The sequence below is a fragment of the Rhodococcus sp. MT28 genome (assembly GCF_058792695.1).
Genome location: NZ_JBXAFD010000001.1, coordinates 322287 through 335918, shown reverse-complemented (window position 1 = coordinate 335918; position 13632 = coordinate 322287). Strand labels below are relative to the sequence as shown.

Sequence of the window (13632 nt, the reverse complement as noted above, 5' to 3'; positions counted from 1 at the left end):
AAGTCGCATTTCGTTGTGATTTGGTTGCCGATACAACGCTCGGTCGTTACCGTATTGTGATCGAACGTCGTCTGCCTTGGGATTTCCTGTGTCGCCTTTTGCCAAGATCAACTCCACGAAGTCACCACTTCTCTATTCAGTGGTGGGTGCGTTGCTTCTGACGCTCATCGTCGGGGGTGCGCTCGCCGTGGTTCGGCACAAGACGATCACCCTCGATGTCGACGGCGACATGATTTCGCTGTCCACGATGTCGAGCAGTGTCGGTACCGCTCTCGAGGACGCCGGATACCCGGTCGATCCCAAGGACGCGCTCGCACCCAGTGCCGATTCCTCCCTGTCCGATGGCGATACCGTCGTACTGCGCCGTGCCCGTGAGTTGGCTCTGACCGTCGACGGTCAGCCGACCACCATCTGGACCACCGCGTTGACGGTCGACGAGGCATTGAAGCAGGTAGATGTTTCCGACGACTTCGCAGTCTCAGCTTCGCGCTCGCATCGTCTGCCGCTCGAACGGACCGAGCTCGACGTCGTCAGCCCGAAGACCGTCAGCGTCAGCGACGGTGGTGCTCCGGCGGCGGAGGTCAAGCTCGCCGCCGTGACCGTCGGCGATCTTCTCGCGGCCAAGAATGCGCCGCTCGAGCAGGCCGACTCGGTGGTTCCCACCGCCGACACACCCGTTACCAACGGCCTGACCATCCAGGTCACTCGCGACCGCACGGACACTCGCGTCGAGACGCAGCCGATCGCGCCGCCGGAGAACAAGGTCGAGGATCCCGAGCTGGAGAAGGACAAGACCGTCGTCGAGAACCCGGGTGTTCCGGGTGAGCGCACGGCCACTGTCGAGGTCAAGACCGTCAACGGCGTCGAGGCCGGACGAACCGAACTGTCCGCGACCGTGATCAAGGAACCGGTCGCAGCAGTGGTGAAGGTCGGTACCAAGCAGGCTTCCGCTCCCGCTGTGTCCAACGCGTCGACGTGGGATGCCATTGCTCAGTGCGAGGCGACCGGAAACTGGGCCATCAACACCGGCAACGGTTTCTACGGAGGACTTCAGTTCACCCAGAGCACCTGGGAAGCATTCGGCGGCGGTCAGTACGCAGCTCGCGCCGACCTCGCATCACGTGAACAGCAGATCGCGATCGGCGAGAAAGTCCGCGCCGGTCAGGGCTGGGGTGCTTGGCCGTCCTGCACCAGCAAATTGGGCCTGCGCTGACGCGCTCACACCTCACAGAACACAGGAACCGATGTCACCGTTCGCCAAGATCAACTCGACCAGGTCGCCGTTGTTGTACTCGGCGATCGCCGCTCTTCTCCTGACGGTTCTCGTGGGTGGTGTTCTGGCCGTCGTCCGGCACAAGACCATCACTCTCGATGTCGACGGTGAGCAGATTCGCCTGAGCACCATGTCGACCAACGTCGACGGCGCTCTCGAGGACGCGGGTTACCCGATCGGTGACAAGGATGCAGTTGCTCCCGCGGCCGACGCTTCGCTGTCCGACGGCGACACCGTGGTGCTCCGTCGTGCCCGTGAGATCACGCTGACGGTCGACGGTCAGCCGCAGAAGCTCTGGACCACTGCCTTGACCGTCGACGACGCGTTGAAGCAGTTGGACGTCGCGGCGGATGTGCACGTGTCGGCTTCGCGCTCGCAGCGTCTTCCGCTGGACGGCGCCGCGCTCGACGTGCTGACACCGGTCGTCGCAAAACTGGTCGACGGCGCAAACGCGGCAGCAGACGTGCGTATCGCGGCGCCGACGGTCGGGGAGTTCCTTACCGCCAACGGCACTCCGCTCGAGCAGTCGGACACGGTGGTTCCCGCCGCCGACGCTCCACTGACCGAGGGCCTGGAGGTCACGGTGACGCGCAACCGCACCGAGAACAAGGTCGAGACCTTGCCGCTCGATCCGCCGGATCAGCGCATCGAGGATCCGACGATGAACCAGAGTCGCACGATCGTCGAGAACCCGGGCGTGCCCGGCGTGCGTGACGTGACGTTCGCCGTGAATCTCGTCAACGGTGTCGAAGCCGGACGTACCCAGGTCTCGGAGACGATCACCACACCGGCGCAGCCGAAGGTCGTGCGTGTCGGAACGAAGCCGGGCACCGAGGTGCCGCCCGTGGAGAACGGTTCGACGTGGGATGCGCTCGCACAGTGCGAGGCCACCGGTAACTGGGCCATCAACACCGGCAACGGTTTCTACGGCGGCGTGCAGTTCGATCAGAACACCTGGGAACGACAGGGCGGGTTGAAGTATGCGCCCCGCGCCGACCTCGCCACCCGTGAAGAACAGATCGCGATTGCGACACAGACCCAGCGCACTCAGGGTTGGGGCGCATGGCCGTCGTGCTCGGGTCGCCTCGGACTGGGATAAGTTCTACTGGTGTCAGACGCCGAACAATCGAACGAACCCATCGCTACTCCGCGCGGGCAGGCAGCCCTGCTCGGTCCGGTCGAGGTGCGCGCTCTTGCCGAGGAATTCGGTGTCCGGCCCACGAAACAGTTGGGGCAGAACTTCGTTCACGACGCCAATACCGTGAGGCGCATCGTCACCACGGCAGGCGTGACACGTGACGACGTCGTTCTCGAGGTAGGGCCTGGTCTCGGTTCGCTGACGATGGCGCTGATGGACGTGGTCGATCGGGTCATCGCGGTCGAGATCGATCCCAACCTCGCGGCTCGCCTGCCGAAGACGGTGGCCGAGCGAGCGCCGGAACTGGCCGATCGCCTGACCGTCGTCGAAGCCGACGCGATGCGTGTGCTGCCTTCGCAGATTCCCGGCGAGCCGACCGCGCTTGTCGCGAACCTGCCGTACAACGTCGCGGTGCCGGTGCTGTTGCACCTGTTCGCGTCGCTTCCGAGTCTGCGGACCGCACTCGTGATGGTGCAAGCCGAGGTTGCCGATCGCCTGGCGGCTGATCCGGGAAGCAAGATCTACGGCGTTCCCAGCGTCAAGGCCAACTTCTTCGGCGAGGTTCGCCGCGCTGGTGCAGTCGGACGCAACGTGTTCTGGCCGGTGCCGAAGGTCGAATCAGGACTGGTTCGTATCGATCGGTACGCGGAGCCGCCGTGGCCGATGGACGAGAAGCACCGCAAGCAGGTTTTTGCGGCGATCGACGCCGCGTTCGCACAGCGCCGCAAGACTTTGCGTGCCGCTCTCAGCGGTTGGGCAGGTTCGCCTGCCGAGGCCGAACGACGGCTCCTCGCTGCCGGTATCGAGCCTCAGACGCGTGGCGAGATGCTCGACGCAGCAGCCTTCGTTCGGCTGGCTGGAGGCGAATAGCCCCGTGCGCGGTTAAGGAGTGCAGGGACTCCCTAACCGCGCACAGGGGGCTTGCCCCTTATTTGAACCGCCGCAACCTCAGGCTGTTGCTCACCACGAACACACTGCTGAATGCCATTGCGGCACCGGCGAGCATCGGGTTGAGCAGGCCGGCCGCAGCCAGCGGGATCGCAGCCGTGTTGTAGGCGAATGCCCAGAACAGGTTGCCCTTGATGGTCTTGAGCGTCTTGCGGGACAGTCGAATTGCATCGGCTGCCGACCGCAGGTCACCTCGCACCAGAGTGATGTCGCTGGCCTCGATCGCAACGTCGGTACCCGTGCCCATCGCCAGGCCGAGATCGGCCTGAGCCAGGGCTGCCGCGTCGTTCACGCCGTCGCCGACCATGGCCACGACGCGTCCTTCCGCTTGCAGTTTCTTGACGGCGTCGACCTTGTCCGCAGGCATGACCTCGGCGAAGACGGTGCTGATCCCGACCTGATCCGCGACAGTGCGAGCAACGGTGGCGTTGTCACCGGTCAGCAGAACCGGTTCGAGGCCGAGTGCTTTCAACTGCGCGATTGCTTCGGCGCTCGTGTCCTTGACCGCGTCGGCGATCACGAGGATGCCGTGCGCCTTGCCGTCCCAGCCCACCGCGATTGCGGTGCGCCCGGCCTTCTCTGCTGCAGCCTTCGCCTCGCGGAGATTTTCCGGCAACGGCATCGACCAGTCGGCGAGCAGCGCGTCTCGGCCCGCGACGACGGCGTGACCGTCGACCATTCCCTGTACGCCGCGCCCGGCGACGTTCACGAAATCCTCGACCGTAGGCAATTCGCCCACAGCTTCGGTCGCACCCTTCGCGATCGCTGCGGCGATGGGGTGCTCGGAGCGATGTTCGAGTGCGCCGGCCAGCCGAAGGACCTCGTCGACGGTTGTTCCTTCGCCCACCACGGTGTCCAGCAATGTCATCTGACCGGTGGTGACGGTTCCCGTCTTGTCGAGCACGACGGTGTCGACTGCGCGCGTCGATTCGAGCACCTCGGGTCCCTTGATGAGGATTCCCATCTGAGCTCCGCGACCCGTGCCCACCAACAGGGCTGTGGGCGTTGCCAATCCGAGGGCACAGGGGCACGCGATGATCAGCACGGCGACCGCAGCGGTGAAGGCCATCTCGATGGGGTTACCGGTACCGAGCCAGTAGCCCAGTGTCGCAACGGCAATCGCGATGACGACCGGTACGAAGATACCGGCGATCCGATCGGCGAGGCGCTGAACTTCGGCCTTGCCGTTCTGGGCGTCTTCGACCAGTGCCGCCATCTGGGCGAGTTGGGTGTCGCTCCCGACCCGGGTTGCCTCGACGGTCAAGGTTCCACCGACGTTGACGGTGGCGCCGACGACAGTGTCCCCGACACCGACTTCCTCAGGCACGGATTCACCCGTCAACATGCTCATGTCGACGGCTGAGCGGCCCTCGGTGATGATGCCGTCGGTGGCGATCTTCTCGCCGGGCCGGACGATGAAGGAGTCGCCCGCTGCCAGTTCTTCGGCGGGGATTCGTACTTCGACGCCGTTGCGCAATACCGCGACGTCTTTCGCACCGAGTTCCATGAGTGCGCGTAGTGCGGCGCCGGACGTGCGCTTGGACTTGTGCTCGAAGTAGCGTCCGGCCAGCACGAACGTGATGACGCCCGCGGCAACTTCGAGGTAGATGTTGGCGCTGCCGTCCATCCGGTCGACCGTCAACCGGAAGGCGTGCTTCATACCGGCTTCGCCCGCAGTGCCGAAGAACAGTGCGTAGAGCGACCAGACGAAGGCCGAGATGGTGCCCAGCGAGATGAGCGTGTCCATCGTGGCCGCGCCGTGACGCAGGTTCACCCAGGCAGCCCGGTGGAAGGGGAGGGCCGCCCACACGATGACCGGTGCGGCCAGCGTGAGGGAGAGCCACTGCCAGTTGTCGAATTGCAGCGCAGGAATCATTGCCATAGCGATGACCGGCACGGAGAGAAGAGTCGAGATGATCAGGCGGGTACGAAGCTCGCGCAGATCACGATCCTGCGGGGTTTCCGCATCCGGGTCGACGGTGTCCGGCGCGCTGGGCGGCTTGGGGAGCGCGGCGGAATAACCGGCGTTCTCGACGGCAGTGACCAGATCTTCGACGGGTACCCCGTCCGGGAAGGTGACCTTGGCCTTCTCAGTCGCGTAGTTGACAGTGGCTGTGACGCCGTCGATCTTGTTGAGCTTCTTCTCGATTCGTGACGCGCAGGAGGCGCAGGTCATCCCGGTGATCGCGAGTTCGACGCTGCTCGAGTTGGCAGCACTGTCGACCGCAGTCGGTGACGTCATCAGTGCCCTCCCTCGTGATTGTCTGGAACTGAAGCTGTGGAAGTGCCTGCATCAACAGTGAATTCGGCGGTCCGAACCACGCCCTCGTGCTGGAAGTCGAGGAACAGTCGGTATGTGCCTTCGCTCGGTGCCTGTGCGTGGAAGGAAATGTCCGGACCAGGAGCTGTGACGCCGTCGCCTGGCTCGCCTTCGGGGTGCACGTGCAGGTAGGCGAGGTCGCCGGTGCGCAGGGCAACGAGGTGACCGAAGGCACCGACGTACGGATCGAGATCGGTGACCGGGGCTCCGTCGCGAGCAACGCTCAGCGTGATCGGGCCGCCGGCAGTGGTCAGATCACCGTCGAGAGTCACGGTGTATCCGTCGACGGTTGCGGTCGCGCTCTTCGCAGGTAGCGGCGCAGGAGTGAATTCGCCTGCCACGTCGAAGTTTCGGCCGAGTGTCAGTTGGGTGCCGTCGGTGGGATCGAAGTCCGCGAAGACTCGGTAGGTGCCGGCGGCGGGCCAGGCCCAGTCGATCGACCAGGTGCCGTCTGCAGCGAGGGACGGATGTACGTGGCGGAATTCGCTGGTGTCGTTTCGGACGACAATGAGGTGGAGTTTCTTCTCGTGCAGGAGGTCGAAATCGACGACGGGCGTGTTGGTGTCGTCGAGAATCCGGAAGGTCAAGGTTCCCGGCTCCCCAGCTCGACCGGGTGCGGTCACATCGGTGAGTGTGTATCCGCCGGAAGAGACTTCGAGTCCTGCAGGTGTTGCCGAATCCATGCCTGGCATCGATTCTGTGGTTGATTCGTGGGTGCTGTGCTGGGTGGTGGACATGTCTATCGGGCTTCCGATTGCGGCCCCCACGCCGAGGGCGGCGCCGAAGACGGCGACCAGCCCTACGGCGTAGGCGGCAAGTGTTGTCGAGGTGCGCACGGCTGACTCAGCTTGGTACGACTGCGTAGCCGGCTTCGTCGACTGCTGCGACGACGTCGGCTGCGGAGACGGGAGCATCGCTGGTGACGACGACGCGTCCGCTCGCCAGTTCGACATCCACCGCGGTTACTCCCGCGATGTTGCCGATCTCTTCCTTGACGGATCCGACGCAGTGTCCGCAGGTCATTCCGGAAACGGTGTATTCGGCGGTGGTCATCGCAGATCCCTTCGGTTGTGGAAAGCTTATTTTACGGATACCCGGTGTAGGTATCGCTCTGCAATCGAAGGTACCCCCAGGGGGTATGCCTGTCAACGGGCTGGGCAGTGATGAAGGCCTCAGGGAAGACAACACGGCGGATGTGTGGTCTACTTGTGGTGGTCGTAAGTGTTTGTGTTTGTGTTTCCACGCTCGCAAATGGTTAGGTTGCGAGCGTTTGGACATCCTCCACGGATTTGTCTCAGAACGGTCGTAGTAAGTGACCCGGGCGGTCGAAGCGACTGCCTGTTGACACTGTGTTAGAGGAGATTTACATGGCAGAGGGCATCGTGAAGTGGTTCAACTCCGAGAAGGGGTTCGGCTTCATCGCTCCCGAAGACGGCAGTGCTGACGTCTTCGTTCACTACTCCGAGATCCAGAGTGGCGGCTTCCGCACTCTCGAGGAGAACCAGCGCGTGGCGTTCGAGATTGGTCAGGGCAACAAGGGCCCGCAGGCCACCGGCGTTACCATCGTCTAAGACGTCCATGTGAGTCGGGCAACCGACGCACGACGTACTGACAAGACCCCAACTCTTCGGAGTTGGGGTCTTGTTGTATTTGGGTGAAAAACGCTGTCATGCATCCAGATACCGCTGAGTGGCGACTGCCGTTTCCGCCGCGATCGTGCGGCATTCTTCGCGGAGTTCAGGTGGATTCACAACGGTGAAATCGACGTCGAAAGCTCTGAGCCAGTGTGCGATCGATCGCAGAGAAGTGCCCGAAAGCACTATGACGCAACGCCCTTCGTCGGTGGACTCCACCGATCCCCACTGTTCGTTGACCATGGGTGCTATCTGCTCGATGGGTGCATGCAGTAGAACTGTTGCGCGCGTGGAGGAATAGGCCCGAGCGACACCGCGGGAAACGAAGTCTGCTGCACCACCGGCGGGTAGTTCCCGCGGCACGAATCGTGGGCCGGTGGGGATCTTGGGTTCCATTCTGTCTACGCGAAATGATCGCCAGTCTTCGCGAGCGAGATCCCAGGCCACCAGATACCACCGGACGCCCGACCGTACGAGCCGGTACGGTTCCACCTCGCGCCGGCTCTGGGTGCCGTCGTGAGTGCAGTAGTCGAATCGCAGGCGTTCGTGGTTGTGGCACACCGACGCGATGGCGGACAAGACCGACGCATCGACTGCGCTCGCGGCGGGCTCGCGTGGCACGACATCGATCGACAGCGACTCCAGACGGTGTCGCAGCCTCGACGGCATGATCTGCCGCAGCTTCGCCAGCGCGCGCATCGAAGCCTCGCCGATGCCGACCACAGAGCCGGTCGCTCCGGATTGCAGAGAAAGTGCCACCGCGAGCACTTCTTCGTCATCGAGCTGTAGCGGGGGCATCTCCGCGCCGGCACCCAGGCGATATCCGCCACCGACTCCGACTGTCGCGTCGACCGGATAGCCGAGATCGCGGAGGCGGTCCACGTCACGTCTGACTGTGCGCGGGGTGATCGCGAGTTTGTCCGCGAGTTCGGCACCGGACCAGTCTCGACGCGTCTGGAGCAGTGACAGCAACCGCAGTAGGCGAGCCGATGTCTCCTTCATGGCCAGAAGTCTGCCAAACATTTAGGACCCAATGCGTCCTCAATTGAATTTAGGTTGGTCCGCATCCGACCAATCGAGAAGAAATTGGGGCCACATCATGAGTCGCATCAACGACGGCGGACCGATGATCGAGACGAAGGCGCTCACCAAGCACTTCGCTCAGGGCAAGAAACTCGTGGAAGCAGTCAAGGGAGTCACGCTCGACGTAGCGGAGGGTGAGTTGGTTGCCTTGCTGGGGCCGAACGGCGCCGGGAAATCGACGACGTTGCGCATGCTGACCACCTTGCTCGAGCCCACGTCCGGCAGCGCGCGAATCGCAGGATTCGACATCGCTGCGGCACGAAACGAGGTGCGATCGAGCCTCGGGTACGTCGGGCAGGGGAACGGAGCCGGCCACAACCAGCGGGTTCGCGACGAGTTGGTGACGCAGGGGTTGTGCTACGGAATGCCCAAGGGCGACTCGCAGGTCCGGGCCGACGAATTGCTGCGTGATCTCGAACTCACCGAGTTGGGTACTCGAAAGGTCAGTACGCTGTCCGGCGGGCAGCGCCGGCGGCTCGATATCGCCCTCGGCCTGGTGCATCGCCCACCGCTCCTGTTCCTCGACGAGCCGACCACGGGCATGGACCCGCAAAGTCGGGCCAACCTCTGGGACCACATCCTGCGGTTGCGGCGCGAGATGGGCACCACGATCGTGCTGACCACGCACTACCTGGAAGAAGCGGATTCGATGGCGGAGCGGGTCATCGTCATCGACGAGGGCACTGTCATCGCGGACAACACCGCCGCTGCACTCAAAGCGGATCTTGCGGGGGATCATCTTCTGCTCACCTTCGACAGCGTCGAGGCGGCCGCCGTCGCAGCGTCGGTGGCCGAGCGACTTGTCACTGTGCGTGACGTCACCGTCCAGGCGAGTTCGGTGAGTATCCGTGCCGGCGAGGGTGATTCGACGCTACCGGTGTTGCTGCGTGAAGCCGATGCCCGTGGTGCCCGCGCACTCACTGCCGACATCACCAGGCCGACTCTCGACGACGTCTTCCTCACTCTCACCGGCCGCAGCCTGCGCGAGAGCGCCGCCGCGGTCGCTTCCTGAAACACGACAAAGAACTTCGACGAACAGGAATCCGCCATGACAATCACACTCGATACCCCACGTACCGTGCACGGCAACATCGTTCGAGACAGCGCAATCGTGATGGGCCGTGAGCTGCGACCGATGTTGCGCGACCCGGTCAGCGTCATCTTCAGCCTCATCCAGCCGCTGATCCTGTTGGCGTTGTTCGGGCCTCTGCTCAAAGGGGTTCCGGGTACCGGTGACGGCGTATGGAATTGGTTCATTCCCGGTGTGTTGGTGATGATCGCGATCTTCGGAACGACGATGACCGGGTCCAACCTCCTGATGGAGATGCAGCAGGGATCGCACGAGCGAATGTTGGTGACTCCGCTCCGACGCTCGTCCTTGTTGATCGGGCGAGCGTGCAAGGAGATGGTTCCGCTTGCCGCGCAGGCGATTCTGATCATTCTGGTCGCACTTCCGCTCGGATTGGACGTCAATGCAGCGGGAGCCGCGCTCGGGATAGTCCTGCTGGGAGTGTTCGGCGTCGGACTCGGTGCGCTCTCGTACGCTCTCGCTCTGGCTGTGCGGGAGCAGGATTGGATGTTCTGGGTCGTTCAGCAGACGCTGATGTTCCCGCTCCTGATCCTGTCGGGAACCATGCTTCCACTCGAGGACGCACCAGGTTGGATGAAGGTCCTCGTGAACATCAATCCGCTCGGCTACGTCGTAGACGCCGAGCGGGCACTCTTTGCCGGAGACTTCGCGTCGAGCAGCGTTCTGGCAGGAATCGTCGCCGCCTTGGGCGTGGCGGTGGTCGGTCTGGGCGTAGGTGTGCGCGCGGTGAAATAGCGTGGGTGTGCTGGCTGTCGGACGGGCTGCTGCGGTCGCAGGTTTTCGCCCAGGTGTTCGCAGCGCCTATTGTTGTTCCTTGTGCTCTCCGTCGTTCCACGCCCCGTAGTCGTCCGGGCCCCGTCCAAGGTGAATCTCCACCTTGCCGTCGGGGACCTGCGAGACGACGGCTATCACGAGCTGACGACGGTTTTTCAGGCATTGTCGCTGGCAGACACCCTCACGGTGGCGCCTGCGGACACCTTGACCGTGCGGGTGATCGGCGACGACGCCGCGGCCGTGCCGACCGATCGCACCAACCTCGTGTGGCGTGCCGCCGAGATGCTCGCCGTCGAGGGTGGCGTGGCCCCGAACGTCGAGATAGTCATCGAGAAAGGCATCCCCGTCGCAGGCGGAATGGCCGGCGGGAGTGCCGACGCAGCCGCCGCTTTGGTTGCGCTCAACGCTTTGTGGAAGCTCGACTTCTCGCGGCCTGATCTCGACGCTTTTGCGGCACGCCTCGGGAGTGACGTTCCGTTCTCGCTGCACGGTGGCACTGCCCTCGGAACCGGCCGCGGCGAACAACTTGTCCCCGTGTTGACCCGCCACACTTTTCACTGGGTGTTGGCGCTGGCGAAGGGTGGCTTGAGCACACCGGTCGTGTTCCGCGAGCTGGACAAGCTGCGGGCAGAAGGCTCCCCGAAACGGGTGGGGAGCGCCGATGCGTTGATCCAGGCACTGACCACGGGTGACGCTCATCTGCTTGCGTCGCTGCTCGGCAACGATCTGCAGGCTGCGGCACTCTCACTCAACCCGGATCTACGACGGACGCTTCGAGCGGGCGTCGAAGCCGGAGCTTTGGCCGGCATCGTCTCCGGCTCCGGACCGACATGCGCCTTTCTCTGCGCCGACGCACAGTCCGCGGTGGAAGTGAGCGCAGAACTTGCGGGAGCGGGGGTGTGCCGCACCGTTCGCGTGGCGAGCGGACCCGTTCCCGGAGCACGAATACTCGACAATGCGGCAAAGGGACAGCACTGATGGCGAATCTGATCAATCTGGAAAACGTGTCGAAGTCTTTCGGCGTCAAGCCGTTGCTCGACGGGGTCTCCCTGGGCGTCGAGGAGGGCGAGCGCATCGGCGTCGTCGGCCTCAACGGTGGCGGTAAGACGACCATGCTCGAAGTCCTCGCGGGTGTGGAGCAGCCGGATTCGGGACGCGTCAGCCGCGTCGGCGGATTGCGTATGGCCGTCGTGACGCAGCGCGGTGTACTGCCTCCCGGCTCCACTGTCGGTGAAGTAGTCCTGGGGCCGCTCGGAGTGGCGCAACACGAATGGGCCGGCGACGCGCGCATCCGTTCGGTGCTCTCGGGTATCGGCATCGACAACCTGGGCGCCGGCGGCGAGCGGTCCGCATTGGATGCCAAGGTCGACGGCCTGTCCGGCGGTGAGCGTCGCCGCGTGGCTCTCGCTGCGGCCCTGGTTCAGGACCTCGACCTGCTGGTGCTCGACGAGCCCACCAACCACCTCGACGTCGAAGGTGTTCAGTGGTTGGCCGAGCACCTCGTCTCGCGTCGCAGCGCGCTTGTCGTCGTGACCCACGATCGCTGGTTCCTCGACACCGTCGCCACCCGCACCTGGGAGGTTGTCGGCGGCGGCGTCGAAAGCTACGAGGGTGGCTACAACGACTGGGTGTTCGCTCGCGCCGAGCGTTCGCGTCAGGCTGACGCTTCCGAAGAGCGTCGACGCAACCTTGCGCGCAAGGAACTCGCATGGCTGCGCCGCGGTGCGCCGGCCCGTACGTCCAAGCCGAAGTACCGCATCGAAGCCGCAGAGGCTCTGATCGCCGACGTTCCGGCACCTCGTGACGCGGTCGCTCTTGCGTCGTTCGCGCAGCGACGGCTCGGCAAGGTTGTCATCGAACTCGAAGACGCGCGTCTGGAGACTCCGGACGGCCGTGTACTCGTCGAGGATCTGACCTGGCGTCTCGCTCCAGGTGAGCGTGTAGGCCTGGTCGGTGTCAACGGCTCGGGCAAGACGACTCTGCTGCGGACGCTGGCCGGTGAACTCGAGCCGGCAGCAGGCAAGCGAATTCAGGGGCAGACCGTCCACATCGGTTGGCTCAAGCAGGAACTCGACGATCTGCCGACCGACATGCGTGTACTCGACGCGGTCAAGGACGTAGCCGAGCGAATCACGCTGGGAGACAAGGAAGTATCAGCCGGTCAGCTGGCTGAGCGGCTGGGCTTCACACCGGCGCGTCAGCGCACCCCCGTCGGCGATCTGTCCGGTGGTGAGCGCCGCCGTCTGCAGTTGACGCGTGTCCTCATGGCCGAGCCCAACGTCCTGCTTCTCGACGAGCCGACCAACGATCTCGACATCGACACGCTTCAGCAACTCGAAGATCTGCTCGACGGCTGGGCGGGCACCATGGTGGTCATCTCGCACGACCGGTACCTGATCGAGCGCATCTGTGACACCACTTGGGCGCTCTTCGGTGACCGCAAGCTCACCAACCTGCCCGGTGGTATCGAGGACTACCTGCGTCGGCGCGCAGCAATGGGGGATGGCGACAACCCGTCGGTGGCCTCGACGGCGAGTGGTGCGTCGAAGAGCAAGCAGGTCCGTGACGGCGCCGCGGATCGCGCTGCACGCAAGGAACTTTCGAAGCTCGAGCGGTCCATTGCGAAGTTCGACGACCGAGAGAAGAAGCTGCACGCTTCCCTCGCCGACGCGGCCACCGACCCGGACAAGCTGCAGAAACTCGGCGCAGAACTCAAGCAGGTCATCGCCGACAAGGAAGCCGCCGAAGAGCAGTGGATGGAGCTCTTCGCCGAGTTGGACGGCTAGGGGAACTTCGCTGCGAACCTCTTGAAGATTCGCTCGGGATCCAGGGTTTCCGGAGCATGCCTGCGCAGCAGTGCGTCCAGAACGAGCCCGTCCAGTGCTGCGACCAACTCCGTTGCATCGGACGAGGTCATGCCGCGTTCGATCAAGATGTCGACAAACCGATCCCGACCACGCACCAGTTCCACTGCGAGGTCGGGATCGTGGAATGACGCGATGATCAGTTCGTAACGCGCCCGAGTGCGGCCGGATTCAGGCCCCAGCCACCGGGCCACCTGTTGCTTCGGCGTCTCGCCCGGGCGAGGAAGATCACCGTCCAGAAGGTGTCGCACCACCTCGACTATCAGTCCACGCTGGTTTGCGAAGTAGTGCCGTGCGCTGCCGTGTGGCACGCCCGCCTCGTCTTCGACGCCTCTCATCGACCAGGCTCGAAACCCAACCCGGCCCAGCAGGTCGAGCCCGGCGTCCAGAAGTGCTTCTCGAGTCGATTTCTCCACGCAGAGAAGATACCGTGATATCCTCTTCTCCGCTTGGAGAATTTCTCCGCACGGAGAAGTGGCCGGTGGGTCGAACTGATTGGGGTGAAGCG

Annotated in this window: 13 protein-coding genes; 8 read left to right on the top strand and 5 right to left on the bottom strand. The window is 64.0% G+C overall.

Going from position 1 to position 13632, the window contains the following annotated elements; genetic code table 11:
* The first annotated feature begins 88 nt into the window (after window positions 1-88).
* From AC1Q6C_RS01515 to rsmA, 3 genes are read left to right on the top strand one after another with little or no spacing between them, the layout of a single operon-like run.
* Entirely contained in the window at window positions 89-1213 is a 1125-nt protein-coding gene (locus AC1Q6C_RS01515) for a resuscitation-promoting factor (RefSeq protein WP_042921286.1), read from the top strand.
* A 31-nt stretch (window positions 1214-1244) separates the two neighbouring features.
* On the top strand, window positions 1245-2372 hold the full coding sequence (locus AC1Q6C_RS01510; protein ID WP_007729017.1) for a resuscitation-promoting factor: 1128 nt from the start codon (window positions 1245-1247) through the stop codon (window positions 2370-2372).
* A gap of 9 nt (window positions 2373-2381) precedes the next feature.
* On the top strand, window positions 2382-3281 hold the full coding sequence (gene rsmA / locus AC1Q6C_RS01505; protein ID WP_003946263.1) for a 16S rRNA (adenine(1518)-N(6)/adenine(1519)-N(6))-dimethyltransferase RsmA: 900 nt from the start codon (window positions 2382-2384) through the stop codon (window positions 3279-3281).
* Window positions 3282-3339: 58 nt separating this feature from the next.
* On the opposite strand, the gene AC1Q6C_RS01500 is transcribed toward rsmA, so the two are convergent.
* From AC1Q6C_RS01500 to AC1Q6C_RS01490, 3 genes are read right to left on the bottom strand one after another with little or no spacing between them, the layout of a single operon-like run.
* Window positions 3340-5601 (bottom strand): heavy metal translocating P-type ATPase, encoded by a 2262-nt coding sequence (locus AC1Q6C_RS01500; RefSeq protein WP_492666344.1) that lies wholly within the window; start codon window positions 5599-5601, stop codon window positions 3340-3342.
* Window positions 5601-6515 carry a DUF8832 domain-containing protein gene (locus AC1Q6C_RS01495; RefSeq protein ID WP_099697980.1) on the bottom strand — a complete coding sequence of 305 codons (915 nt, stop codon included), beginning with the start codon at window positions 6513-6515 and terminating at the stop codon, window positions 5601-5603. Before AC1Q6C_RS01495 ends, AC1Q6C_RS01500 begins: the two co-directional genes overlap by 1 nt.
* Before the next feature lie 7 nt (window positions 6516-6522).
* Entirely contained in the window at window positions 6523-6732 is a 210-nt protein-coding gene (locus AC1Q6C_RS01490) for a heavy-metal-associated domain-containing protein (RefSeq protein ID WP_003946267.1), read from the bottom strand.
* 314 nt (window positions 6733-7046) lie between these two features.
* On the opposite strand from AC1Q6C_RS01490, the gene AC1Q6C_RS01485 reads away from it, so the two are divergent.
* A complete protein-coding gene (locus tag AC1Q6C_RS01485; protein ID WP_003946232.1) occupies window positions 7047-7250 on the top strand; it encodes a cold-shock protein in 204 nt (67 codons plus the stop codon).
* 96 nt (window positions 7251-7346) lie between these two features.
* Here the strand turns inward: AC1Q6C_RS01485 and AC1Q6C_RS01480 are convergent, their stop codons facing one another.
* A complete protein-coding gene (locus AC1Q6C_RS01480) occupies window positions 7347-8315 on the bottom strand; it encodes a helix-turn-helix transcriptional regulator (RefSeq protein WP_204855501.1) in 969 nt (322 codons plus the stop codon).
* Between the two features lie 97 nt (window positions 8316-8412).
* Between AC1Q6C_RS01480 and AC1Q6C_RS01475 the strand changes: the two genes are divergently transcribed.
* The 4 genes from AC1Q6C_RS01475 to AC1Q6C_RS01460 all read left to right on the top strand — a co-directional run bounded on the left by AC1Q6C_RS01475 (window position 8413) and on the right by AC1Q6C_RS01460 (window position 13046).
* Window positions 8413-9408, top strand: coding sequence for an ABC transporter ATP-binding protein (locus tag AC1Q6C_RS01475; RefSeq protein WP_082654798.1), 996 nt, complete (start codon window positions 8413-8415; stop codon window positions 9406-9408).
* A 36-nt stretch (window positions 9409-9444) separates the two neighbouring features.
* On the top strand, window positions 9445-10221 hold the full coding sequence (locus tag AC1Q6C_RS01470; protein WP_042448972.1) for an ABC transporter permease: 777 nt from the start codon (window positions 9445-9447) through the stop codon (window positions 10219-10221).
* Between the two features lie 81 nt (window positions 10222-10302).
* On the top strand, window positions 10303-11238 hold the full coding sequence (locus AC1Q6C_RS01465; RefSeq protein WP_042921272.1) for a 4-(cytidine 5'-diphospho)-2-C-methyl-D-erythritol kinase: 936 nt from the start codon (window positions 10303-10305) through the stop codon (window positions 11236-11238).
* Window positions 11238-13046, top strand: coding sequence for an ABC-F family ATP-binding cassette domain-containing protein (locus tag AC1Q6C_RS01460; protein ID WP_003946255.1), 1809 nt, complete (start codon window positions 11238-11240; stop codon window positions 13044-13046). The genes AC1Q6C_RS01465 and AC1Q6C_RS01460 overlap by 1 nt, the downstream gene beginning before the upstream one ends.
* Here the strand turns inward: AC1Q6C_RS01460 and AC1Q6C_RS01455 are convergent.
* Window positions 13043-13540 (bottom strand): TetR/AcrR family transcriptional regulator, encoded by a 498-nt coding sequence (locus tag AC1Q6C_RS01455; protein ID WP_397524177.1) that lies wholly within the window; start codon window positions 13538-13540, stop codon window positions 13043-13045. The two genes, AC1Q6C_RS01460 and AC1Q6C_RS01455, sit on opposite strands and share 4 nt — an antisense overlap.
* Between the last annotated feature and the right edge of the window lie 92 nt (window positions 13541-13632).